Consider the following 24,767-nt stretch of genomic DNA (forward strand, 5'->3'; position numbering starts at 1 on the left):
CAATTATAGGCATTTGGAGAAAAAAAGACAAGAAAGAAAAAACTGCTGCCCAAAGGGTAGCAGCCTACGTTATCTTTTCAAGGTTTACAAGACAATCATATAATGTGCTTCCCAGTCCATTATCTGATTCCCGGCTGGATGTTAGATTATTAACCGAACCGCCAAACTTTTTCCAAATTCCTTCATCGATATTTACTGTATTGGGATGAGCGGTTACTAATACGGAAATAAAGCCTTTTACTTCTCCGCGATCATTCCAGACCCTGACTAAATCGCCAGTTTGTAAGTTTCTCTCTTCAGCAATATTGGAGGCAATCTCTACTTTCACCTTGGGCTCAGAAGGGAAGAGGTGGTAGTTTTGCGAATGATTCGAGCGTAAAGGATGAATGGTTAACAAACTATATGGATAGTTTTCTGCAAGCTTAGGATTTTTCCATTTCGATTCCTCTGGTACAGCTAGCTTTAAAGAGCCACCTAGCAACGAAGTAAATTCAAACTTTCCTGTTGGTGTTTGAAAGCGATAGTCTTGCCAAGGAATTTTATCAACAGGCAATTCTAACGTTTGCTGTTCTTTCAATTGCTCAAGTGTGAGTCCTTTTTTCACTAGTGATTGGAAGGTCATTCTCATCCATTCTTCCCTTGAAAAATGAAACTCTTCTCCAAATCCCAATCGTTCTGCTAATTCCGTCCAAATCCATAAGTCAGGCTTTGCCTCACCTGGAGCAGAGACAAGCTTAGGGCCATAATTTACATATTGATGATACATGGAGGAATAATAGAAATCCTCTTCCTCAAATGCAGTGGTGGTTGGTAATATATAATCAGCTAGTCTAGCAGTGTCCGTCATAAACTGTTCAATTACTACAAGAGTGTCAACTGAAGAAAATGCCTTCTCCACCACATTGGTGTCTGGAACCTGGGTAATGGGGTTCCCGCATGTTACGATAATCATCTTAATTTCCGGGTCAACTGCCGCTAGTACCTCTTCCGCTTGTTTCATAATTGAAAATTGCCGATGGTTTTGTTTTCGATCGGGAAGGGTTAACTCATCATATGCAAAGCTTTGACCTACCTGCAGATTCGCATAATTGGCACCGCCGCCCATAATCCCTATATTCCCACTGATGGCCACAAGTGCATCGATGAAACGAATGGTATTTCCGCCATTTGTATATCTTTGCAAACCTAATCCCATATACGTAGCAGTTGGCTTATCAGCGTATATTTGGGCTAACTGCGTGATTACTTCATAAGGTACTTCCGTCATTTCACTCAATTGTTCCGTTGAGATTTCTTCAAGGAGTACAGCTAATTCTGGGAACCCATGTGTATATTGTTCGATAAATTTTCTGTCTTCCAATCCTAAGCGGAGCATTTCTCTAATAATTGCAGCTGCTAATAATCCGTCCATTCCTGGTTTTATTGAAATATACTGATCAGCTATTTTTGCAGTTGCATTATAGAGGGGATCGATAACATAGATTTTAGCCCCTTTTTTCTTCACTTCTAAAAGCCTTTCATAAAAGTGCATGTTTGTTCTAGCGACATTTCTTCCCCAAATAATGATATGTTTGCTGTTAGTAATGTCTTCCGGTCCATGGCTATACGCACTTCCAAAATCCCACTTTTGCGCCTCAATACCTGCCCCCCAACAAAGAGAACCGTATAGTTCGGTTACCCCGCCGTAGCAATTAAAAAAGCGTTGGTCCAGGTTTTTTAAAATCCCATTATTCGCGTAATCATGACTATGCAAAACAGCAGTCGTACCGAATTGTTCCTTTATTCCCTTTAATTTTTCTGCAATTTCATCAAGGGCCTGCTCCCAGGATATCTGCACAAATTGTTCATTAATCTTCTTTAAGGGGTGCATTAGCCTTTGGCTTGAGTTCGTTCTTGTTTCAAGCATCCTGCCACGTCCACAAATTTTTCCCTTTGTAATTGGATGGGATGGATCACCTTCTACTTTTACAACCTTGTCATTTTCTACAGTTACGTTAAAACCGCAGCTATCCCAACAATTTAAAGGACACGCGGCCTTTCGAATCTCCTTCAACCTCTCCACCCCCAACCTTCACTTCTGTATCTAAAAAAAGAAGCACGGGCTTAACCCTCATGCTTCACTAAAATCTTTTTCATTTTCCTTCCAAACTCTTTTCTTGGGATCAATACGCTATGTCCACAGCCTTCACATTTAATCCTGATGTCCATTCCGAGGCGGATGATCTTCCAGCGATTTGTTCCACAAGGATGTTGCTTTTTCATTTCAACGACATCATTTAAGGCAAATTCTTTTTCTTCCATCGAGATTCCCCTCCTTTAAACTCCAGGTTCTTTCGTCACTCCAGAATCCTTAGCATACATGACCATACGAGGATATGGTATTTCAATTCCGTGTTCGTCTAGGGTCAATTTAATATCTTTACGAATTTTCCTAGAAACAGCTGTATGCTGCATCGGCAATGTTTCAGCCACAATCCTGACGATTACCTCTGAAGGTCCAAAGTTTTGAATCCCTAAATAATCTGGAGTTTTCACTAACTCCTCATATTTTTCCGGCATCGTTTCAAGTAATTCTCGAATAACCTTCTCGGCCTTATCTATATCTTCTTCATAAGCAATTCCGACATCTATAATCGCAAGACTGTTATTAAGGGAGAAATTTGTTACCTCCATTATACTACCATTAGGTAAAATATGGACCTCTCCTGTCCAGCTTTTTATTTTTGTTGTTCGTAAACCTATGGTTTGAACGTTTCCTTCAAACTGTCCAAGACGGACATGATCACCAACTGAAAACTGGTCTTCGAAAATAATAAAAAAGCCAGAAATAACATCTTTCACCAAGTTCTGAGCACCGAAACCTACGGCTAAGCCCACTACCCCAGCTCCAGCAATTAAAGCTTTCACATCAATTCCTAGTACAGAAAGAACCATCATCAGAGCAATAAAATAAATGACATATGACAGGATATTATCGAGAAGTTTGGAAAGGGTCTCTTCCCGTCTGACGGAAGTTGTAAGAGGTGAGAGATTTCTGATTTTAAAAATATTATGAATGGTTACTTTTCCAATCCGAATTAAGATATTAGAGATAACGATGATAGCAACAATTTTTAATAGGCCTTCACCCATGGTCAGCCATGTGTCTTCATTTTGAAACTTATCGATTATTTTTTGAATTCCCTTTTCAGTGATACTCATTCAACACCATCCTTAACCTTTGATACTTCATCTATTTTAGCAATTTTTCTAGTTAGATAATAGCATTGTGATTTTTCTTTTTCTTCCTTGTTATGTATAGAATTCCTGATTTTTCCGTATAATAGTAAAACTATTCAAAATTTAAGGAGTGGGCGAAGTGAATCTGAAACCAAGCCTTTTTGACAGGCGGGCCAATACACGCATTAGTCACGACGAAGTTCATGCTGCGGAACATTTAGCTGAAGATTTATTAGCTCATATCCCAAAAGTAACCAACCGCCCAATTGTCTTTATTTGTATCGGAACAGACCGCTCCACAGGGGATTCGTTAGGACCACTTGTCGGAACACTTCTGGAAGAGAAGAACCTCAAATCCTTCCATGCGTATGGCACTCTAGATGAACCAATTCATGCGGTAAATTTGGCAGAAAAGTTGAAAGAGATTCAAGCAAAATATGTTGATCCTTATATTATTGGTATAGATGCTTGTTTAGGTCGAATGAAGAATGTCGGCGTGATTCAAATTGGTACAGGACCCGTCAAGCCCGGTGCAGGTGTGAATAAGGATCTTCCGGCTGTGGGGGATATACATATCACGGGTATTGTGAATGTCAGCGGATTTATGGAGTTTTTTGTATTACAGAATACTCGATTAAATTTAGTCATGAGGATGGCTAAAACGATTGCAAATGGCATTTATCAGGCAAGCCTGCTTTACCCAAAGCAAAACTGGACGGAATTAAGTTGGGTTGAAGAAGAGAAAACAAATTAAAAGAGCAACCGGCACGTATCGGTCGCTCTTTTAATTTACATTTAATGGAAAAAATGATGAAAAGTATACATAATCGTCACAATGATCCCAACTATGACAATCCCCGGCAACAAATTAGCCACTTTTATCTTTGTCATGCCTGTTAGATTTAAGCCGATGGCAAAGATCATGATTCCGCCTGTAGCAGTCATTTCAACAATAAATTGATCCATTAGTGCCTGTGGAACGAAACGGTCAATTTGGGTTGCAAATAAGGCAATCGATCCTTCATACAGCATGACAGGAACAGCAGAGAAGATAACGCCAATCCCTAAAGTTGTCGTTAGGATTAGTGCGGTAAATCCATCAATCAATGATTTCATATATAATACATCATGATCACCCCGAATTCCGCTATCAAGTGCGCCAAGAATCGCCATTGCTCCAATGACAAAGATGAGAGTTGCAGTAACAAACCCTTCGGAAATACTTCCTTTTCCGTTTGACCCAACCTTTGATTCAAGCCATTGTCCCAGATCATTTAATTTATCTTCTAGTTTTAAAAGTTCTCCGGTTACAGCTCCAACGACTAAGCTGATAATAACGATCAAGAAGTTTTCACTCTTTAAGCCCATCTGAAGGCCAAGCACCATAACGGACATTCCGATTGCATACATGACCGTTACTTTCATTCCTTCAGGGATTCGATTTAATGCTTTTCCAATTAGAGTACCGATAATAATCAACAGTCCATTTACCAATGTGCCTAATAAAAACATGATTGTTTCCCCTTTTTTTCGCCACTCGAAATAATAATAGTATTAAACTATCATGTTTCTGCTAGATTGAAAAGAAATTTCTCAATAAAGTTCTTTTATACTTGTCTGTTGCTTTCCATTCCAGGCTCTTCGCTTTCCGCGAAGGCTTTATCATACCTATAAAAAAATAAACCATCTAGGAGATGGCTTACAAGGTTTCTTCGCGATCTAGCATTTCTAGGATTCGCTCGAGGTCCTCTTGTGAGAAAAATTCAATTTCAATTTTTCCTTTATTCTTGTTCTGTTTAATGTTTACTGTGGTTCCAAAGCGTTCACGAAGAACATGCTCACGTTCCTGTAAAAAGACATCTTTTTTCTTTTCTGGCTTTTTTGTTTCACGTGAAACATTTTCATTTAATTGTTGGATTAATTTTTCTAACTGCCGGACATTTAATCCTTCCTGGATGGTCTTTTCAACGACAGCAGGTAATTTTGCCTTTTGTCTAAGACCTAACAAGGCACGTCCATGTCCCATCGTTATTTTCTCAGCTGAAATTAATTCCTGAATCTTTTGTGGAAGAGAAAGGAGACGGATATGGTTCGCAATATGTGGACGGCTTTTTCCTAAACGCTTGGCTACTTCTTCCTGGGTCAGTTTTAACTTTTCCATTAACGTTTGGTAGGCTTGGCCTTCTTCAATTGGGTTTAAATCTTCCCTCTGTAAATTCTCCAGTACAGCTAATTCCATCATTTGTTGCTCAGATAATTCACGAACAACAGCTGGAACAGTTTCCAGCTTCGCTTCCTTTGCTGCACGAAAACGCCGCTCCCCTACAACAATTTCATAGCCTCTGATACTCTTTCTAACGACTAGAGGCTGTAAGATTCCATGCTCGATGATCGAATCTCTTAACTCATCGATGGCTTCTTGGTGGAAGGTTTTTCGGGGCTGGTAAGGGTTGGGACGCAGTTCTTTCAGCTTAATTTCTTGGACTGCCTCTTCCTTCCCAGGTTCAACATTCGCAAAAAACGCATTCAGGCCTTTTCCTAAACCTTTAGCCATTCGATACCACTTCCTTTGCTAAATCTAAATACACTTCCGCTCCACGGGATTTTGAATCATAAGTAATGATTGGTTCCCCGTGACTTGGAGCTTCACTTAGACGCACATTTCTCGGAATAATGGTTTTATAAACTTTATCTTGAAAGTATTTTTTGACTTCTTCAATGACTTGAATCCCTAGATTCGTTCTCGCGTCAAGCATGGTTAATAATACACCTTCAATTTTTAAATCCTGATTTAAATGCTTTTGCACTAGTCGAACAGTATTTAATAATTGACTCAGTCCTTCTAACGCATAATACTCACATTGAACAGGAATGATCACCGCATCAGATGCTGTTAAAGCATTAAGAGTTAATAATCCTAAGGATGGAGGACAATCAATAATAATATAATCGAACTGATCTTTCACTTCTCCAAGAGCACGTTTTAAGCGCACTTCTCTTGAAATAGTAGGAACCAATTCAATTTCAGCCCCTGCTAGTTGAATAGTTGCTGGTATAGCATATAAATTATCAACGGATGTTGGCTTAATAACATCCTTTGCTTCTACGTCATCTACTAACACATCATATATACACTGTTCTACTTCTGCCTTTTCAATTCCAACCCCACTTGTTGCATTGCCTTGCGGGTCTATGTCTACCAATAAGACACGTTTCCCTATGTATGCTAAGCAGGCTCCTAGGTTGACGCTTGTTGTCGTTTTACCGACTCCGCCTTTTTGATTTGCGATTGCAAGGATTTTGCCCACGTTGTCACCTACCTTAATTCTTAAAAAATTTTAAACTCACATTCTATCAAAAGTTAATTATTATTAATTATCTAACATATGTTTAGGAATGTAAAATTCCATTCCTTTATTTTATCATGAAATGATTTCGTTGTTATTTATTTTCAAAAAATATTCCAATGTATAATATGGATATTTTTTACAACTATGATCAGGATAAACAAATATAAAGTGATATATATATTAGTCTGTTGATTTCCGCTCCAGGCGCGAGCGGTTCGTGGGTGTTTCGGCGAGCCTCCTCGGCGCTAGCGCCTGCGGGGTCTCCTCTGAACCATACTCCAGCAGGAGTCTTCGCGCCTTCCGCTCCAATCAACAGGATGCCATTTTATCATTGGATTTTTAATATTCAAATATAACTCCCCAACAAAAAGAACCAAACTTTTCAGTATGGTTCTAATACTTTTTCTACTATTTTTTCTTTGGAATGCGGATGGTGAATTGGTAGAATTCGTCAAATTCTTCTTCTTCTGCATCCAAGTTGATTCCACTATCTGTTACCATTGTTAACGATTGGCGAATCGTATTGACCGCTATTCTCATATCTTTACTAAAAGCCTTGCGCTTCGGCTTCGGCTTTTCATTTTTTTGTTCCAGCATTCTGACAACGCGTTCTTCTGTTTGCTTCACATTAAAATTCTTTTCAATCACTTCAGCTAATAGCATAACTTGTTTTTCCGGATCTTTTAATGGAATAAGTGCACGAGCATGCCGTTCGGTAATCACTTTATTTAATAACGCCTCTTGAACAGGCTGTGGCAATTTAAGAAGACGCAGCTTATTAGCGACTGTTGATTGTCCTTTACCCAGTCGTTGTGCTAATGCCTCTTGTGTCAAATTATGAAGCTCAAGCAGCTTTCCATATGCAATAGCTTCTTCAATAGGCGATAATTCTTCACGTTGTAAATTCTCTATCAGTGCAACAGAAGCCGTTTCCGTATCCGATAGATTTTTTACAATTGCAGGGGCTTCAGCCCAGCCAAGCTTTTTCATTGCACGCCAACGGCGTTCCCCGGCAATAATTTCGAATTTATCGACATCAAACTCCCTGACGACAATAGGTTGAATGATACCATGTATATGAATGGTTCTTGATAGCTCTTCAATTTTGTCTTCATCAAACACCGTTCGAGGCTGGAACCGATTTGCTACGATCTGATCAATCGGTATTTTCCTTATTTCCTCGTTTCGTTCGATATCTATTTCCTGCTCAAGCTCAACCTCTTGTTCTCCCTTATCGCCGAGGCCAAAAAAGCGTGTAAACGAATGCTTCATCCCCAACACCACCTTTACGAAACTCCCTATTACTTATTCTCTATACAAATAATTTCTTCCTGCCTAGGATACCATTTTTATAGAAAAATTGTTAGCTTAACAAAATAACTTTACCTCGCGCATTTCGCTCCATTCAACATTCAATCAACCTATTCTATTGGCGATTTTCCTGGTGTTCCTGGCTTTCGAGGATATTTCTTTGGCGTTTGTTTTTCCTTTTTAATGACTAAAATATTTCGTTCACTCTCTTCGAGTGGAAGCGTAAAGGTAAACACCTTTTCCACCTTTCCACCAAGAATAGTGATGGCCTTTTGGCCAACTCCTAATTCATCCTGGGCATGGGCTGCCTTCATAGCAATAAATGTTCCTCCGACTTTTGCAAGCGGCAGGCAAAGTTCACTTAAAACAGACATTCTGGCAACCGCTCTAGCTGTAACCACATCAAAGGCTTCCCGATAACTTGGATTTACCCCGAAGGTTTCCGCACGATCATGAACAAAGTGAACGTTATCTAATTTTAGAACGGTAGCAAGATGATTTAAAAATGAAATTCGTTTATTTAAGGAATCAACGATGGTCACCTCAATATGAGGATACACAATTTTTAACGGGATACTTGGAAATCCTGCACCTGCTCCAACATCACATAGATGAAAGGGCTTGGTAAAATCAAAATAAAAGGATGCAGCAATGGAATCATAAAAGTGTTTGAGATACACTTCATGTTTTTCCGTTATTGCCGTTAAATTCATTTTTTCATTCCACTCGACAAGGGTTTCAAAATAGATCTGAAACTGGTCAAGCTGCTTATCTGTAAGGGTAATTCCCTTTTCCTCCAGGCTTGCCTTAAATTGTTCAATATCCATAGACCATCTTCCTCACTAACTGTTCAGCTCCAGCATCATATGCTGGGAGCCTTTCTAAATTATTCATGTACTTTTGCAATCCGGCCTTGCTCCAAATAAACAAGGAGGATCGAAATATCAGCTGGATTAACACCAGAAATACGGGATGCCTGAGCAATCGATAACGGTTTGATTTGCTTAAGCTTTTGCTTGGCTTCTGTTGCTAAACTATTAATTGCATCATAATCAATATTTTCAGGAATTTTCTTGTTTTCCATTTTCTTTAAGCGTTCTACCTGCTGTAGTGATTTTTCAATATAGCCTTCATACTTAATTTGAATCTCTACTTGCTCTTTGATTTCATTATCTAATTCAATCTCACTCTTCGTCAGCTGTTCGACTAACTCATACGTCATTTCTGGTCTTTTTAGCAGATCCGCAGCATGAATTCCATCTTTAAGTTCACTGCCACCTACACTTCGAATGACTGCCTGTACTTCTGTAGATGGTTTAAGAATGATGGACTGTAATCGTTCCTTTTCCGCTTCGATTGCTGCTTTCTTCGTTAAAAATGCTTCAAAGCGCTCATCACGAATGAGACCGATTTTATGACCAAATTCAGTCAATCTTAGATCCGCATTATCATGACGTAATAATAAGCGGTATTCTGCTCTAGAAGTTAATAAACGATATGGCTCGTTGGTTCCCTTTGTAATCAAATCGTCAATTAACACACCAATATACGCATCTGATCGGCTCAAAACCAATTCTTCTCGCTCTAATGCTTTAAGACCCGCATTAATACCGGCCATTAACCCTTGGCCAGCCGCTTCTTCATAACCGGATGTTCCATTGATTTGTCCAGCCGTATATAAATTTTTAACAACTTTTGTTTCTAATGTCGGCCATAATTGTGTAGGAACAATGGCATCATACTCTATGGCATAACCCGCCCTCATCATTTGAGACTCTTCTAATCCTGGAATAGTTTTAAGAATTCTATGTTGTACATCTTCAGGAAGGGAGGTCGATAAACCTTGGACATAGACTTCCTTCGTATTTCTTCCTTCTGGTTCAAGGAAGATCTGATGACGAGGCTTGTCATTAAATCGAACAACCTTATCTTCAATGGAAGGACAGTATCTTGGACCCGTGCCTTTAATCATTCCAGAGAACATGGGTGAACGGTGTAGGTTATCATCAATTAATTGATGAGTTCTGTCATTTGTATAGGTCAACCAGCATGGCAGCTGATCAGTAATGAATTTTGTCGTCTCGTACGAAAACGCTCTTGGTACTTCATCACCTGGCTGTATTTCTGTTTTGCTGTAATCAATCGTATTACCATCTACACGAGGTGGTGTACCTGTCTTAAAACGGACAAGCTCAAAACCAAGCTCTTCTAAATGCTCTGAAAGCTTAATGGATGGCTGTTGATTATTCGGACCGCTCGAATACTTTAATTCACCAAGAATAATTTCCCCGCGCAGATAAGTTCCAGTTGTGATAACAACTGTTTTCGCAGAATAAGTGGCCCCTGTTTTTGTGATGACCCCTTTAACCATTCCATCTTCCACAATTAATTTTTCAACCATACCTTGTAGTAACGTTAAGTTCGGTTCTTCTTCGAGTGTTTTTTTCATTTCATGCTGGTAATCAAATTTATCAGCTTGCGCTCTTAGTGCACGAACAGCTGGCCCTTTTCCCGTGTTTAACATCCTCATTTGGATATAGGTTTTATCAATATTCTTGGCCATTTCACCGCCTAAGGCGTCAATTTCACGCACAACAATCCCCTTTGCCGGACCTCCAACAGAAGGATTACATGGCATAAAGGCAACCATATCTAAATTAATTGTAATCATTAATGTTTTTGCGCCAAGTCTTGCAGAGGCAAGTCCGGCTTCACAGCCAGCATGTCCCGCACCTACGACAATGACGTCATACTTTCCTGCTTCGTACTGCATCTTGTTCCTCCTTTTCCGTAAAAAACGGAACTTGCTTTGAACCTAACTGTATCTATTTTCCTAAACAGAACTGTGAAAATAATTGATCAATGAGACTTTCATGTACACTTTCACCAGTAATTTCTCCAAGTAATTCCCATGATCTTGTTAAATCAATTTGAACGATATCAATCGGAGTACCTGTTTCTACTCCTTCAATTGCTTCTTCAATCGCATGTAGACTTTGGTTTAATAGTGCAATGTGACGGCTGTTTGAAACATACGTCATGTCACCTGCTTCAATGGAACCTGCAAAGAACAATGAAGCTATTGCTTCCTCCAATTCATCGACACCATGGTCTTCAAGTAAGGAGGTCGTCACCATTTTATGACCTTCCGCTAGCTGAGCTACTCTTTCCATATCGATTTGTTGTGGAAGGTCTGTTTTATTAATAATAACAATGACATCCATTCCCTTTACAACCTCAAAAAGGTTTTCATCCTCTACGCTCAGTTTGTCAGAGTAATTCAAGACAAGCAAAATCAAATCAGCTTCTTTTAAAACCTGACGGGACCGCTCCACACCAATTCGTTCAACGATATCCTCTGTTTCCCTAATTCCTGCTGTATCTAGCAGTCTTAACGGTACGCCTCGAACATTCACATATTCCTCAATCACATCACGAGTGGTTCCGGGAATATCTGTAACAATGGCTTTATTTTCGTGTACTAGGCTATTAAGTAAGGAGGACTTCCCAACGTTAGGTCGTCCTACAATAACTGTAGATAAACCTTCTCGTAAAATTTTCCCTTGCTGTGATGTTTGTAGAATTTTTTTTATTTCCTCCCGCACAAAGGCCGCCTTTTCTAACAGCATTTGGTGGGTCATTTCCTCCACATCATCATATTCAGGATAATCAATATTCACTTCGACATGAGCAAGAATTTCTAAAATTTCCTGCCGTAGTCTCCGAATAAGGTTTGAAAGGCGCCCTTCCATTTGACCAAGAGCTACATTCATGGCCCGGTCCGTTTTCGCCCTAATTAAATCCATTACGGCTTCTGCCTGTGATAAATCAATCCGTCCATTTAAAAAGGCTCTCTTTGTAAATTCACCTGGTTCAGCTAATCTAGCCCCATGATTCAACACATGCTGCAGTACTCGATTGACGGATACAATTCCGCCATGACAGTTAATTTCAACAACATTCTCTTTAGTAAAAGTTTTCGGTCCCTTCATCACTGAGACCATTACCTCTTCTACAACTTGGCCGTCTTTAGGGTCAAGCAGATGTCCATAGTGAATAGTATGGGATGGCATCTCAACAAGTCTTTTCCCACCAATACCGCTAAACAGCTTATCTGCTATTTGAATGGCATCATCACCGCTCAGTCGGACAATCGCAATGGCACCCTCTCCCATTGGCGTTGATATTGCCGCAATCGTATCAAACTCCATGATCTTCACCTCACATAAAAAAATTTATCTATATAACAATCGGAAATTTTTTCTCAAATTATTAGAATACCACATGAATCCTCGTTAACAAAGCAATCAAATTATCCACAACCGTAAAATGTCTATTTATTATTTTAACTTATCCACATGTGAATAACAATAAAACGAAAACTCAAAGTTAGTTATCAACACTAAGAAAATTGCAAGCGCCTTGATCAGCCCCAACAGGCAAATGTTCTTCTGCAAGAAAAGTCGCTCTTTGACTTTTCTTGCAGAAGGTTATTTGACCCGAGCTGTAACAATCATCGCTTTATCAAGCCATGATTGTTACAAGTTATTCAAGGGAGATTATTCAGGGTGAAAACTGGCTAGGCGCTGGAGCTGGACAATTAAAAAGTCGCACAAAAAAAGACACCCTAATAATAGGATGTCTTTACCAAACGACAATTACCTTCTAACCGGCGTAATCACCACAAAACGATGTGGCTCAGATCCATCAGAAGAGGTTTTTACACGTTTGTTTTCCGACAAAGCGGTATGAATGACTTTACGCTCATAGGAAGGCATGGGTTCTAAGGAAACTTCTTTTCCTGTTTTCACTGCCTTTTGTGCTAGACGATGGGATAATTGAATCAGTGTTTCACTTCTTCTATTTCGGTAATCTTCAGCATCGAGGATTACATTTAAGTATTGGTTGGAAAAGCGATTAATCACAAGCTGAGTCAAATATTGCAATGAATTTAAAGTTTGACCTCTTTTTCCAATTAATAATGCAATCTTTTCTCCAGTCATCACAAAAGTAACCTGTTTTCCCTCACGTTTGATTTCTATTTTAGCAGGTGCCCCCATTTGTTCACTCACTTGAGACAGAAATTTCGTTGCTTCTTCGATTGGATCAATGATTACCGTTACTTTCACTATTGCTGGACGTGAACCAAAAATACCGAAAATCCCTTTTTTACCTTGGTCAATAATGTCAACATCTGTGCGGTCTTTGGTGGTATTTAATTGAGCTAAAGCTGATTCTACTGCTTCTTCGACAGTTTGTCCTGTAGCAGTTACCTGTTTCACTTTTTTGCTCCTCCCACATTACCGGTGGCGTTTGCCCTTAAATCCGGTCCTTTAATAAAATAGGTTTGAACAATCATAAAAATGTTACCAACAACCCAATACAATGAAAGTGCTGCTGGGAAACTAAATGCAAAGAAAACAATCATGATTGGCATCATCCAAAGCATCATCGCCATTTGTGGATTGTGTTCTTGGCCAGCCATCATCAATTTTTGCTGAATAAAGGTGGTAATACCTGCAATGATCGGCAAAATATAATAAGGATCCTTTTCTCCAAGATCAAACCATAAGAAATTATCTGAAGCAATTTCTCTTGTTCTTGAAATAGCATGATAAAAACCAATTAAAATTGGCATTTGAACAATTAATGGAAAACAACCCGCCATTGGATTGACACCGTGTTTTGAAAATAGCGCCATTGTTTCTTGCTGTAATTTTTGCTGTGTCTTTTGATCTTTCGAACTATATTTCTCACGAAGGGCCTTCATTTCTGGCTGGAGAGCCTGCATCGCTTTTGAGCTTTTCGTCTGCTTGATCATTAATGGTAGAATAGCTAGTCGAATAACAATGGTTACGACAATTAGCGAAAGACCATAGCTGCCTCCTAGTAAATGAGCTCCTTCTTTAATTAACCAGGATAGTGGATAAACAATGTATTCATTCCAAAAACCAGTACTTTCAGAAGTAATCGGCTTTTTGATTTCACTACATCCGGTTAAAAATACAAAGACAGAAAGCATACCGAACAAAAGTAATATTCGTTTTTTCAACCAAATTTTCCTCCTTGCATATATATAAATTTTTTTATGTATATTTTATGGGTATTTTATCATTTTTTAAGTACTTTTCCCACCTTAAGGACATGGGTTAAGCTTTTTTTCACTTCAAAAAAGTCCATATCAGCAGTAGGCTTTCTCGCAATTATGACATAATCATTTCCAGTTGCGAGCTGCTCATTCAGTTCAAAGATGGATTGTCTTACATACCGTTTAATTCTATTTCTAGTAACAGCATTTCCAATTTTTTTACTGACAGATAACCCGATGCGGAAGTAGTCCTGATCTGCTTTTTGTAGAGAGTAGACAACAAATTGCCTATTGGCAAATGAATGTCCTTTTTGAAATGCAGCTTGAAACTCTTTATTTTTCTTCACTCGAAACTCTTTTTTCATCAATAAACACCTTCAGTCTCTGATTGGCTCAGGTAAGATAGTTCAATTTCTACTATAACCATTCGTAGTATTCAAATATGCTCTATTTTCTAAGCCGAAAAGGACTTTTTTTGTAATCGGCGAATTTTCTATTAAGGAGGAAGATCTCTTCCCCCTTAATTAGAAAAAAGACCACTGACTCTTCAGTGGTCTATGCTGATAATACTTTTCTTCCTTTTTGACGACGGCGAGCTAGAACCTTACGTCCATTAGCTGAGCTCATACGACTACGGAAACCGTGAACTTTACTATGTTTACGACTATTTGGTTGATATGTTCTTTTCATTATATGACACCTCCCTGAGGAATAGCTGACAATTTTAAACGACAGTCTAACTTATTATAAAGAGGTCTACACAAAATTGTCAACTACTCTCCAACTATTGTTTCCCATTTCCAATTTTTTTCGAATATGAATTATCTATTTTCCAGAAACTAAAAGTAAGACAAGTAACGCACACTAGACAAAATGAATTGTTCTAACCCTCAAATTTAGTTGTGGATATTATTTCGACATTTTTTTCATTATCCACACAACATATTGACAGGTTTTGCACAAATTATCTACTTGTGGACAATTTTTATGCACACGATGTACCGGTTGTGGATAAACTGCGAAAAGGCATTGCGCCATAGGCAATTATTTGATATTATATTTGTGTTTTCACTCTGAATAACTTTATCCCCAAAATACATTATCCACAATTTGTGGATAACATGTGGATAGTTTATCCAAGCACTATGTAAAAACTTGTCCACAAGGGGTGGATATTGTCGAAACTCCACATTTATTCCTTATTATATGTTTTCCACAACCAGTGTTTCGTATATTTATAAATTAATAGGTTGTACAGCTTGTATAACCTGTATTTTTTAACGGAACTTTAGTCAAGTAGATTACACAAGTATAAGCGGCCGTTTACTAAAGGTGAGCCGCTGGAGATGGACAATAAAGAAAAAAAGAGATTAAGGAGGGATACTAGTTGGAAAATATTGCGGATCTTTGGAATGCTGCCCTAGCCAATATTGAGAAAAAGATAAGCAAGCCTAGCTTTGATACCTGGCTTAAGTCAACAAAAGCCCATTCCCTTCAAGGCTATTTGCTTATCATAACAGCCCCCAATGAATTTGCGCGTGATTGGCTGGAAGAGCGTTATTCTCAGTTAATCTCTGGTATTCTCTATGAAATTACCGGAGAAGAGCTATCAGTAAAGTTTATAATTCCGCAAAACCAGAATGAAGCAGACACCGATGTACAATTACCGCCAAAAAAGGTGAAAAAAGAGGATGATCACGGTGATTTTCCTCAAGGTATTCTAAATCAAAAATATACATTTGATACATTCGTTATCGGTTCTGGTAACCGTTTTGCCCATGCAGCATCACTTGCGGTTGCTGAAGCGCCAGCAAAAGCCTATAATCCTCTATTTATTTATGGGGGCGTAGGATTAGGAAAGACTCATTTAATGCACGCAATTGGCCATTATGTTTTAGATCATAACCCTTCGGCGAAGGTCGTTTATTTATCATCAGAAAAATTTACAAATGAATTCATCAACTCGATTCGTGACAATAAAGCAGAGAACTTTCGCAATAAATATCGAAATGTAGATATTTTACTTATAGATGATATTCAGTTTTTAGCCGGAAAAGAATCAACCCAAGAAGAGTTTTTCCATACATTTAATGCTTTGCATGAGGAAAGTAAGCAAATTATTATCTCTAGTGACCGGCCGCCAAGAGAGATTCCGACATTAGAGGATCGTTTACGGTCCCGTTTTGAATGGGGTTTAATTACAGATATTACTCCGCCTGATCTAGAAACAAGGATTGCGATACTTCGTAAAAAAGCAAAGGCGGAAGGATTAGATATTCCCAACGAGGTCATGCTCTATATTGCCAACCAAATTGATTCAAACATTCGTGAATTAGAGGGAGCATTGATTCGAGTAGTTGCCTATTCATCCTTAATTAACAAGGATATAAATGCAGATTTAGCTGCAGAGGCGTTAAAGGATATCATTCCAAGCTCTAAACCTAAAGTGATTACGATTCTTGAAATTCAACGGGTCGTCGGTGAGCACTATAGTATTAAACTAGAGGACTTTAAAGCGAAGAAACGGACCAAGTCTGTTGCATTTCCTAGGCAGATTGCCATGTATTTATCACGCGAATTAACAGACTACTCGTTGCCTAAAATAGGAGAAGAGTTTGGTGGACGTGATCACACAACTGTTATTCATGCACATGAAAAAATCTCGAAGCTCCTTCAGACAGATGCACAACTTCAAAAGCAAATGAAGGAATTAAATGATTTATTGAAAGTGTAATTATTTTTTTTTTGCATTTTCTATTTAATAATGTGAATAACTTCTTACCTGTTGTACACAGTCTGTCCACATGTGGATAGGCTGTGTTTCCGTTGAAAAATACCAGTTATCCACATACTAACAGGCCCTACTAGTACTTCTACTATTTTTTTAAAAAATAATATTATATGTTACAGCTAAAAAAAATATGCCTAAACGGAGGATTTTGATATGAAATTTATAATCCAACGAGACCGCCTTGTTCAAAGTGTTCAAGATGTTATGAAGGCTGTCACATCAAGGACAACCATTCCAATCTTAACCGGGATAAAGATTACTGCGACTGCTGAAGGAGTAACGTTAACAGGAAGTGATTCTGATATTTCCATTGAATCATTTATTCCAAAAGAGGATGCTGGGGATGAGATTGTTGAAATCAAACAATCAGGATCGATTGTCTTACAAGCCAAATTTTTTAGTGAAATTGTTAAAAAGCTGCCTACAGACTCAGTGGAAATTGAAGTTCTGGGGTCTCTTCAAACCGTTATTCGATCTGGTAAATCTGAGTTTAACTTAAACGGTTTAGATGCAGAGGAATACCCTCATCTTCCACAAATTGAGGAAAATAATAAGTTTCATATTGCTACCGACCTTCTAAAAGCAATGATTAGACAAACTCATTTTGCAGTGTCCACCTCAGAAACACGCCCCATCTTGACAGGTGTAAACTGGAAGATCGAAAATGAGGAACTAATCTGTATTGCAACAGATAGTCATCGTCTGGCATTAAGAAAAGCAAAAATCGAAACTGAGAATAACGAAAGCTATAATGTTGTTATTCCAGGTAAAAGCTTAAATGAATTAAGTAAAATTATTGATGATTCCAATGAACTAATTGATATTGTTATTACAGAAAATCAAATATTATTTAAAGCAAAGCACTTACTATTTTTCTCAAGATTGTTAGAAGGAAATTATCCTGATACGTCTAGATTAATTCCAAATGAGAGTAAGACTGACGTAACAGTGAATACAAAGGAATTCCTTCAAGCGATTGACCGTGCTTCCCTATTAGCGCGAGAAGGAAGGAATAATGTCGTTAAGTTCTCTACCATTGAGGATGGAATCATTGAGATTTCTTCCAATACTCCTGAAATAGGAAAAGTTGTAGAAGAAATTCAAAGTTCATCAATTGAGGGAGAAGATCTAAAAATCTCCTTTAGCGCAAAATATATGATGGATGCATTAAAAGCACTTGAAGGAACTGATATCAAAGTAAGTTTCACAGGAGCAATGCGTCCCTTCTTAATTCGTCCACTACATGACGAAAGTATCTTGCAGTTGATCCTACCTGTAAGAACATACTAAACAATAAAAAACTACAGATTGCCGCCAATTAAATGGCGGCTTTCTTTACTTATAAAAAGTAAAATGATTTCTTTTTTTGGTTTTCTTTGTATCCTGATGATTTTTTTAGTAAAATAAAGTATTGAGACCATTTTAGAAATGAGGGTGACAACATGCCTGAAAAAGTAAAGCTGGACACAGAATTTATTACATTAGGCCAATTTTTGAAATTAGCTGATGTAATTCAGACGGGTGGAATGGCAAAATGGTTTTTGAGCGAACATGAAATAATTATAAATGGTGAACAAGATCAAAGAAGAGGTAGAAAGCTTCGAGTAGGTGACAAAGTCCAAATTGCTGGGTTTGGGGAGTTTGTGGTTACCGACTAGCTAAAGGATGCGTTGCCATGTATATTGAAAAATTAGCTTTAACTAATTATCGAAACTATGAAGAGTTATTTGTAGAATTTGAAAATAAAGTAAATGTAATCTTAGGTGAGAATGCCCAAGGGAAAACAAACGTGATGGAATCCATCTATGTCCTCGCTATGGCAAAATCACACCGGACATCTAATGACAAAGAACTGATTCTCTGGGACCAAGAATATGCTAAAATAGAAGGACGGGTTCAAAAACAACACAGTTCTTTGCCTATGCAGCTGATTATTTCCAAAAAGGGAAAAAAGGCAAAGTGCAACCATATTGAACAGCAAAGGTTAAGTCAATATGTGGGCAATTTGAATGTGGTTATGTTTGCACCAGAAGACCTTAATATTGTTAAAGGCAGTCCACAGGTGCGAAGACGGTTTATTGATATGGAGATTGGGCAGGTTTCGCCAATTTATTTACATGATATGAGCCAATATCAAAAAATACTCCAACAACGCAATCATTATTTGAAAATGATGCAAATTAAGAAACAAACGGATCAAACCATGCTTGAAATTTTAACGGAACAATTCATCCAAATGGCAGTGAAAATTGTCACAAAGCGGTTTGAATTTCTCCGTTTACTTGAAAAATGGGCAAAACCAATCCATCAAGGGATTTCAAGGGGGTTAGAGAACCTGGAAATTACCTATAAGCCTTCGGTAGAGGTATTAGAAGAACAAGATTTGTCGAAGATGGTAGCATGCTTTGAAGAAAAATTTGCGAAGGTCAAAACGAGAGAAATTGAACGAGGCACTACCCTTTTTGGGCCTCATCGTGATGATTTATTGTTTTTTGTGAACGGAAGAGATGTTCAAACCTTTGGTTCACAGGGACAACAGCGAACAACGGCCCTTTCGGTAAAGCTTGCAGAAATTGAGCTAATCTATTCTGAAATTGGTGAGTACCCTATTTTACTGCTTGACGATGTGTTATCCGAATTAGATGATTACAGGCAATCCCATTTACTTAATACCATCCAAGGGAAGGTTCAAACATTTGTGACAACAACAAGTGTCGAAGGGATTGACCACCAAACATTAAAGGAAGCTTCAACCTTTGTTGTTGAGGCTGGTATGATAAGGAAAGTAAACTGAGGTGAACCATGTATATTCATATCGGGGAAGATCTTAATATTAGGGCTAAGGATATTATTTCTATTTTAGATAAAGAGAGTGCCAATCAATCGTCACTTGTAGAGGAATTTCTAAAGCACCATCAGGAAAAGGTACTCAATTTATCTAAAAACCCTTATAAATCAGTCATTATTACCCATGAAAAAGTATACCTATCCCCGATTGCCTCTGGAACTTTAAAGAAACGTTCAAACCAAATGAATATACATGAATTTTAATATAAACATTCTTTTATTGTTTTAAACAACGAAAATATAGATATATTTTTGTCAGAAGGTGCAGGTGAACTAGTATGACTATCGAACAAAATGCGGTTCAAGAACAAACATACGGTGCGGATCAAATCCAAGTCCTTGAAGGCCTTGAAGCGGTTAGAAAAAGACCTGGTATGTATATTGGATCAACTAGTGGAAAGGGTCTTCATCATCTAGTATGGGAAATTGTTGATAACAGTATTGATGAGGCACTCGCTGGTTACTGTGATGAGATTAATGTCTTAATTGAAAAAGATAACAGTATTACTGTCAAGGATAATGGCCGTGGAATTCCGGTTGGTATTCAAGAAAAGATGGGCAGACCCGCAGTTGAAGTTATTATGACAGTGCTCCATGCCGGCGGTAAATTTGGCGGTGGGGGTTATAAGGTTTCTGGGGGACTTCATGGTGTTGGTGCTTCAGTTGTTAACGCCCTCTCTACTGAACTTGAGGTATATGTCCACCGTGATGGGAAAATTCACTCGATTAAATTTGAGCGAGGCGCAGTTGTTCAAGAATTAGAGGTTATTGGTACAACTGATCGAACGGGTACTACTACACACTTTAAACCTGATGGGGACATTTTCACTGAGACATTAGTATATGAGTATGACATTCTCGCTACTCGTCTTCGTGAATTAGCCTTTTTAAACAAAGGAATTAAAATCACCATTGAAGATAAGCGTGTTGAAAATAAACAGAATGAATACTACTACGAAGGCGGAATTAAATCGTATGTTGAACATTTAAACCGTTCAAAAGAAGTCATTCATGAAGAACCGATATATATTGGCGGGGAACGCGATGGTATTAGTGTGGAAGTTGCCCTTCAGTATAATGAGGGCTACACTGATAGCATTTATTCTTTTGCCAATAATATTCACACCTATGAAGGTGGAACACATGAATCTGGATTTAAAACAGCCTTAACAAGAGTCATCAATGATTATGCAAGGAAAAACGGCCTAATCAAAGAGAATGATACGAACCTATCAGGGGAAGATGTCCGTGAAGGGTTAACAGCAATTGTTTCCATCAAACATCCTGATCCACAATTTGAGGGACAAACAAAGACGAAACTCGGTAATTCAGAGGTTAGAGCTATCACAGATACGGTCTTTGCCGGCCATTTTGAAAAATTCCTCTTAGAAAATCCAACGGTAGCGAAAAAAATCGTTGAAAAAGGATTGATGGCGGCACGAGCAAGACTTGCAGCTAAGAAAGCCAGGGAGTTAACGCGTCGGAAAAGTGCGTTAGAAGTTTCAAGTTTACCAGGTAAGCTAGCTGATTGTTCTTCAAAAGATCCTTCTGAGAGTGAAATATACATCGTTGAGGGTGATTCTGCGGGAGGTTCAGCGAAGCAAGGACGGGACCGGCACTTCCAAGCAATTCTACCCCTAAGAGGTAAAATTCTTAATGTCGAAAAAGCACGTCTCGACAAGATTCTTTCTAACAACGAAGTAAGAGCAATGATTACAGCCATTGGAACTGGAATTGGCGAAGATTTCGATATTTCAAAGGCCCGTTATCATAAAGTCGTAATTATGACAGATGCCGACGTAGATGGTGCACATATTCGGACACTTATCTTAACCTTCTTTTATCGTTATATGAGAAAAATCTTAGAAGCAGGTTATATTTACATTGCACAACCACCTCTTTATAAGGTGCAGCAAGGTAAGCGCATAGAGTACGCCTATAATGATAAAGAACTTGATAAGATTTTTGCGGAGTTACCAGCAACACCGAAGCCAAATATTCAACGTTATAAAGGTTTGGGAGAGATGAATCCAGACCAATTATGGGAAACAACGATGGATCCATCTACTAGAACTATGCTTCAAGTAAGCCTTGAAGATGCGATAGAAGCAGACGAGACATTTGAAATGTTAATGGGCGATAAGGTAGAACCTCGCCGTAACTTCATTGAAGCAAATGCACAATATGTAAAGAATCTAGATATTTAACTAGAAATAGATTAAGGGGTAGAGGGATGACCACTATCCTCCTTTTTCTTTTACCTAGACCTTAGTGTGATCCAATAGGAGGTACAAATTATGGCTGAAACACCAAGTTCTCAAATAAAAGAGATTAATATAAGTCAGGAGATGAAATCTTCCTTTCTTGACTATGCGATGAGTGTTATTGTTTCTCGTGCCCTTCCGGATGTCCGTGATGGGTTAAAACCAGTTCATCGCCGTATTCTTTATGCTATGCATGATTTAGGAATGCATTCGGACAAACCATATAAAAAATCTGCTCGTATTGTTGGGGATGTAATCGGTAAGTATCACCCACATGGTGATTCTGCTGTTTATGAAACAATGGTACGTATGGCACAGGATTTCAACTATCGTTATATGCTTGTTGATGGGCATGGTAACTTCGGTTCTGTGGATGGTGACGCTGCTGCAGCTATGCGTTACACAGAATCAAGAATGTCTAAGATATCAATGGAATTATTAAGAGATATAAACAAAGATACTATTGATTATCAAGATAACTATGATGGTGAGGAAAAAGAACCGGTTGTTTTACCAGCTAGGTTTCCAAACCTATTAGTCAATGGAACGACTGGTATTGCGGTAGGTATGGCTACCAATATACCACCACATCAGCTTGGGGAAGTAATTGATGGAGTGTTAGCACTCAGTCATGACCCTGAAATAACTACTCAAGAATTAATGGAGATTATTCCTGGTCCTGATTTCCCAACAGGCGGTATGATTCTTGGTAGAAGCGGTATTCGTAAGGCTTACGAAACTGGCAGAGGCTCTATAACAATCCGAGCAAAAGTAGAAATTGAACAAAAGTCTAACGGTAAGGAAGTTATCATAGTAAATGAGCTTCCATATCAGGTAAATAAGGCGAAGTTAATCGAAAAAATTGCTGAATTAGCTCGTGATAAAAAAATTGAAGGTATCACCGATCTGCGAGATGAATCTGACCGTAGAGGAATGCGAATTGTTATTGAAGTTCGGAAAGATGCGAATGCAAATGTCCTTTTAAATAATTTATATAAACAAACGGCACTTCAAACCAGCTTCGGAATTAACACACTAGCACTTGTAGGTGGACAGCCGAAGGTACTGAGCCTAAAGCAATGTTTGGTTCACTACCTAGATCATCAAAGAGTAGTCATCCGCAGAAGAATTGAATTTGAATTGCGAAAAGCAGAAGCACGGGCCCATATTTTAGATGGCTTAAGAATTGCTTTAGACAATCTTGACGCTGTTATAAATTTAATTCGAAGTTCACAAACCACGGATATTGCACGTGAAGGATTAATGACAACCTTTAGTCTTTCTGATAAGCAGGCACAAGCAATCCTAGATATGCGTCTACAACGTTTAACGGGATTAGAAAGAGAAAAGATTGAAGAAGAGTACCAAAACTTAGTGAAGCTAATTGCAGAATTAAAAGCTATTTTAGCTGATGAGGAAAAGATTCTAGAAATTATCCGTGAGGAATTAACCGAAATTAAAGAGCGCTTCAATGATACGCGCCGTACGGAGATTGTAACCGGTGGAATTGAAAATATTGAGGATGAGGATCTAATCCCTCGTGAAAATATTGTTATTTCATTAACCCACAATGGTTATATCAAACGTCTCCCTGTATCTACATATCGAGCCCAAAGACGTGGTGGTCGTGGTATACAAGGGATGGGAACGAATGAAGATGATTTCGTTGAACATTTAATTACCACATCAACGCATGATACGATCCTTTTCTTTACCAACAAAGGGAAGGTATATCGATCAAAAGGGTACGAAATTCCTGAATATAGCCGAACAGCTAAAGGGATTCCAATCATTAATTTGCTTGGAATCGAAAAAGGTGAATGGGTAAATGCAATTATTCCTATCGAGGAATTTGTCGATGATTGGTACCTTTTCTTTACAACAAAAGAGGGAGTATCTAAACGTTCCCCGTTAACATCCTTTGCTAATATCCGTAATAACGGACTCATTGCTTTGAGCCTACGTGAAGGGGATGAACTAATATCTGTTCGTCTAACTGATGGCAACAAGCATATGATCATTGGAACGAAAAAAGGTATGTTAATTCACTTCCCTGAAACGGATGTTAGATCTATGGGACGTACAGCAACAGGAGTAAAAGGGATTACTCTAGATTCTGATGATGAAGTTGTCGGAATGGAAGTTTTAGAAGAGAACAATGATGTTCTTATTGTAACCAAGAATGGTTATGGTAAACGTACTCCTGCATCGGAATATCGTATTCAGGGAAGAGGCGGTAAAGGGATAAAAACCTGCCAGGTGACGGAGAAAAATGGTCAACTTGTCTCAATGAGAGCAGTGACAGGTGAAGAAGACCTTATGCTTATCACAACCGGCGGTGTCCTCATTCGAATGGATGTAGCTAGTATTTCTAAAATGGGTCGAAGCACGCAAGGTGTCAAACTTATTAGTATGAAAGAGAGCGATAACGAATTCGTTGCAACAGTAGCAAAGGTTGAAAAAGAAGAAGAATCTCAAGAAGATAACAGTAATGACGTTGAAAGTAACGTGGTGGATGAAAACCAAGATGTGAATTCTTCTGAGAGTGAAGAATAATAGAAAAAAGGCCGACTCAAAGATCATTGAGTCGGCCTTTTTTTTTATTTTTATCTTGATACAAGACAGTCCTGCTGGTATAGTATTTTAAGTCGACATGGAGTTTCTAATTTACGAATAGTAAATTAGAAAAAAACGTTGACTTTAAATATTGTACATGATATATTTATTGAGTCGCTTACGAGCGGTCAAATGTAGTAGCCTTGTTCTTTGAAAACTAAACAAACAAAAACGTCAACAAACAAAAATTATTAGTTTCTTATGAAACTAAGCCAACGTAACAAAATGAGCTAATCAACTTTCTTGGAGAGTTTGATCCTGGCTCAGGACGAACGCTGGCG

The 24,767-nt window shown here is 38.4% G+C and carries 22 protein-coding genes; 8 read left to right on the top strand and 14 right to left on the bottom strand.

Translation table 11 applies throughout. From position 1 onward, the window contains the following. Positions 1-64: 64 nt before the first annotated feature. Genes ABES03_RS08045 through ABES03_RS08055 form a run of 3 tightly spaced genes read right to left on the bottom strand, consistent with a single transcriptional unit; the run spans position 65 to position 3,201 of the window. Positions 65-2,053: a molybdopterin-dependent oxidoreductase gene (locus ABES03_RS08045; RefSeq protein ID WP_430116680.1), complete on the bottom strand. Its 1,989-nt coding sequence runs from the start codon at positions 2,051-2,053 to the stop codon at positions 65-67. 50 nt (positions 2,054-2,103) lie between these two features. Next, positions 2,104-2,301, bottom strand: a complete 198-nt coding sequence (locus ABES03_RS08050) for a DUF951 domain-containing protein (RefSeq protein WP_309857234.1) — start codon at positions 2,299-2,301, stop codon at positions 2,104-2,106. Positions 2,302-2,316: 15 nt separating this feature from the next. Further along, entirely contained in the window at positions 2,317-3,201 is an 885-nt protein-coding gene (locus ABES03_RS08055) for a mechanosensitive ion channel family protein (protein WP_430116683.1), read from the bottom strand. A 157-nt stretch (positions 3,202-3,358) separates the two neighbouring features. Between ABES03_RS08055 and yyaC the strand changes: the two genes are divergently transcribed. After that, the gene (yyaC, locus tag ABES03_RS08060) at positions 3,359-3,973 is read left to right on the top strand and encodes a spore protease YyaC (protein ID WP_430116685.1); all 615 of its coding nucleotides are present in this window, start codon (positions 3,359-3,361) and stop codon (positions 3,971-3,973) included. A gap of 41 nt (positions 3,974-4,014) precedes the next feature. Here the strand turns inward: yyaC and ABES03_RS08065 are convergent, their stop codons facing one another. The 11 genes from ABES03_RS08065 to rpmH form a co-directional block, all read right to left on the bottom strand. Next, positions 4,015-4,731, bottom strand: coding sequence for a DUF554 domain-containing protein (locus tag ABES03_RS08065; protein WP_430116686.1), 717 nt, complete (start codon positions 4,729-4,731; stop codon positions 4,015-4,017). Positions 4,732-4,918: 187 nt separating this feature from the next. Then, entirely contained in the window at positions 4,919-5,773 is an 855-nt protein-coding gene (locus ABES03_RS08070; protein WP_430116687.1) for a ParB/RepB/Spo0J family partition protein, read from the bottom strand. After that, complete coding sequence (locus ABES03_RS08075) at positions 5,766-6,527, bottom strand: ParA family protein (RefSeq protein WP_308081673.1); 762 nt, start codon at positions 6,525-6,527, stop codon at positions 5,766-5,768. Before ABES03_RS08075 ends, ABES03_RS08070 begins: the two co-directional genes overlap by 8 nt. A gap of 450 nt (positions 6,528-6,977) precedes the next feature. Then, positions 6,978-7,841, bottom strand: coding sequence for a nucleoid occlusion protein (gene noc / locus ABES03_RS08080; RefSeq protein WP_430116690.1), 864 nt, complete (start codon positions 7,839-7,841; stop codon positions 6,978-6,980). 149 nt (positions 7,842-7,990) lie between these two features. Next, positions 7,991-8,707, bottom strand: coding sequence for a 16S rRNA (guanine(527)-N(7))-methyltransferase RsmG (rsmG, locus tag ABES03_RS08085; RefSeq protein ID WP_430116692.1), 717 nt, complete (start codon positions 8,705-8,707; stop codon positions 7,991-7,993). 59 nt (positions 8,708-8,766) lie between these two features. Beyond that, on the bottom strand, positions 8,767-10,653 hold the full coding sequence (gene mnmG, locus ABES03_RS08090; protein WP_430116694.1) for a tRNA uridine-5-carboxymethylaminomethyl(34) synthesis enzyme MnmG: 1,887 nt from the start codon (positions 10,651-10,653) through the stop codon (positions 8,767-8,769). Between the two features lie 52 nt (positions 10,654-10,705). Next, positions 10,706-12,091 (bottom strand): tRNA uridine-5-carboxymethylaminomethyl(34) synthesis GTPase MnmE, encoded by a 1,386-nt coding sequence (gene mnmE, locus ABES03_RS08095; RefSeq protein ID WP_430116695.1) that lies wholly within the window; start codon positions 12,089-12,091, stop codon positions 10,706-10,708. A gap of 447 nt (positions 12,092-12,538) precedes the next feature. Beyond that, the gene (gene jag / locus ABES03_RS08100) at positions 12,539-13,162 is read right to left on the bottom strand and encodes an RNA-binding cell elongation regulator Jag/EloR (protein ID WP_430116696.1); all 624 of its coding nucleotides are present in this window, start codon (positions 13,160-13,162) and stop codon (positions 12,539-12,541) included. Next, on the bottom strand, positions 13,159-13,932 hold the full coding sequence (spoIIIJ, locus tag ABES03_RS08105; RefSeq protein ID WP_430116697.1) for a YidC family membrane integrase SpoIIIJ: 774 nt from the start codon (positions 13,930-13,932) through the stop codon (positions 13,159-13,161). Before spoIIIJ ends, jag begins: the two co-directional genes overlap by 4 nt. A 59-nt stretch (positions 13,933-13,991) precedes the next feature. After that, positions 13,992-14,333 carry a ribonuclease P protein component gene (rnpA, locus tag ABES03_RS08110; protein ID WP_430116698.1) on the bottom strand — a complete coding sequence of 114 codons (342 nt, stop codon included), beginning with the start codon at positions 14,331-14,333 and terminating at the stop codon, positions 13,992-13,994. 190 nt (positions 14,334-14,523) lie between these two features. After that, on the bottom strand, positions 14,524-14,658 hold the full coding sequence (gene rpmH, locus ABES03_RS08115) for a 50S ribosomal protein L34 (RefSeq protein WP_024031040.1): 135 nt from the start codon (positions 14,656-14,658) through the stop codon (positions 14,524-14,526). Positions 14,659-15,355: 697 nt separating this feature from the next. Here rpmH and dnaA point away from each other — a divergent pair. The 7 genes from dnaA to gyrA all read left to right on the top strand — a co-directional run bounded on the left by dnaA (position 15,356) and on the right by gyrA (position 24,426). Beyond that, positions 15,356-16,702: a chromosomal replication initiator protein DnaA gene (dnaA, locus tag ABES03_RS08120; protein WP_430116700.1), complete on the top strand. Its 1,347-nt coding sequence runs from the start codon at positions 15,356-15,358 to the stop codon at positions 16,700-16,702. Between the two features lie 210 nt (positions 16,703-16,912). After that, positions 16,913-18,049 (top strand): DNA polymerase III subunit beta, encoded by a 1,137-nt coding sequence (dnaN, locus tag ABES03_RS08125; RefSeq protein WP_430116702.1) that lies wholly within the window; start codon positions 16,913-16,915, stop codon positions 18,047-18,049. 152 nt (positions 18,050-18,201) lie between these two features. Further along, positions 18,202-18,417, top strand: coding sequence for a S4 domain-containing protein YaaA (gene yaaA, locus ABES03_RS08130; protein ID WP_430116704.1), 216 nt, complete (start codon positions 18,202-18,204; stop codon positions 18,415-18,417). Positions 18,418-18,434: 17 nt separating this feature from the next. Continuing rightward, a complete protein-coding gene (gene recF, locus ABES03_RS08135; protein WP_430116707.1) occupies positions 18,435-19,553 on the top strand; it encodes a DNA replication/repair protein RecF in 1,119 nt (372 codons plus the stop codon). An 8-nt stretch (positions 19,554-19,561) separates the two neighbouring features. Next, positions 19,562-19,810 (top strand): extracellular matrix regulator RemB, encoded by a 249-nt coding sequence (remB, locus tag ABES03_RS08140; RefSeq protein WP_430116709.1) that lies wholly within the window; start codon positions 19,562-19,564, stop codon positions 19,808-19,810. Positions 19,811-19,884: 74 nt separating this feature from the next. Further along, positions 19,885-21,813, top strand: coding sequence for a DNA topoisomerase (ATP-hydrolyzing) subunit B (gene gyrB, locus ABES03_RS08145; protein ID WP_430116710.1), 1,929 nt, complete (start codon positions 19,885-19,887; stop codon positions 21,811-21,813). A gap of 90 nt (positions 21,814-21,903) precedes the next feature. Next, positions 21,904-24,426, top strand: a complete 2,523-nt coding sequence (gene gyrA, locus ABES03_RS08150; RefSeq protein ID WP_430116712.1) for a DNA gyrase subunit A — start codon at positions 21,904-21,906, stop codon at positions 24,424-24,426. The last annotated feature ends 341 nt before the right edge of the window (positions 24,427-24,767 follow it).

Origin of the sequence: Neobacillus rhizosphaerae (assembly GCF_050477885.1) — a bacterium.
In the GTDB taxonomy this organism is placed as follows: Bacteria; Bacillota; Bacilli; order Bacillales; family Cytobacillaceae; genus Neobacillus; species Neobacillus rhizosphaerae_A.

Excerpts from the sequence above, each read along its gene's own strand:
- ABES03_RS08050 (WP_309857234.1), bottom strand. The coding sequence starts at position 2,301 with ATGGAAGAAAAAGAATTTGCCTTAAATGATGTCGTTGAAATGAAAAAG.
- ABES03_RS08055 (WP_430116683.1), bottom strand. The coding sequence starts at position 3,201 with ATGAGTATCACTGAAAAGGGAATTCAAAAAATAATCGATAAGTTTCAA.
- ABES03_RS08065 (WP_430116686.1), bottom strand. The coding sequence starts at position 4,731 with ATGTTTTTATTAGGCACATTGGTAAATGGACTGTTGATTATTATCGGT.
- ABES03_RS08070 (WP_430116687.1), bottom strand. The coding sequence starts at position 5,773 with ATGGCTAAAGGTTTAGGAAAAGGCCTGAATGCGTTTTTTGCGAATGTT.
- noc (WP_430116690.1), bottom strand. The coding sequence starts at position 7,841 with ATGAAGCATTCGTTTACACGCTTTTTTGGCCTCGGCGATAAGGGAGAA.
- rsmG (WP_430116692.1), bottom strand. The coding sequence starts at position 8,707 with ATGGATATTGAACAATTTAAGGCAAGCCTGGAGGAAAAGGGAATTACC.
- mnmG (WP_430116694.1), bottom strand. The coding sequence starts at position 10,653 with ATGCAGTACGAAGCAGGAAAGTATGACGTCATTGTCGTAGGTGCGGGA.
- mnmE (WP_430116695.1), bottom strand. The coding sequence starts at position 12,091 with ATGGAGTTTGATACGATTGCGGCAATATCAACGCCAATGGGAGAGGGT.
- rnpA (WP_430116698.1), bottom strand. The coding sequence starts at position 14,333 with ATGAAAAAAGAGTTTCGAGTGAAGAAAAATAAAGAGTTTCAAGCTGCA.
- rpmH (WP_024031040.1), bottom strand. The coding sequence starts at position 14,658 with ATGAAAAGAACATATCAACCAAATAGTCGTAAACATAGTAAAGTTCAC.
- dnaN (WP_430116702.1), top strand. The coding sequence starts at position 16,913 with ATGAAATTTATAATCCAACGAGACCGCCTTGTTCAAAGTGTTCAAGAT.
- yaaA (WP_430116704.1), top strand. The coding sequence starts at position 18,202 with ATGCCTGAAAAAGTAAAGCTGGACACAGAATTTATTACATTAGGCCAA.
- recF (WP_430116707.1), top strand. The coding sequence starts at position 18,435 with ATGTATATTGAAAAATTAGCTTTAACTAATTATCGAAACTATGAAGAG.
- remB (WP_430116709.1), top strand. The coding sequence starts at position 19,562 with ATGTATATTCATATCGGGGAAGATCTTAATATTAGGGCTAAGGATATT.
- gyrB (WP_430116710.1), top strand. The coding sequence starts at position 19,885 with ATGACTATCGAACAAAATGCGGTTCAAGAACAAACATACGGTGCGGAT.
- gyrA (WP_430116712.1), top strand. The coding sequence starts at position 21,904 with ATGGCTGAAACACCAAGTTCTCAAATAAAAGAGATTAATATAAGTCAG.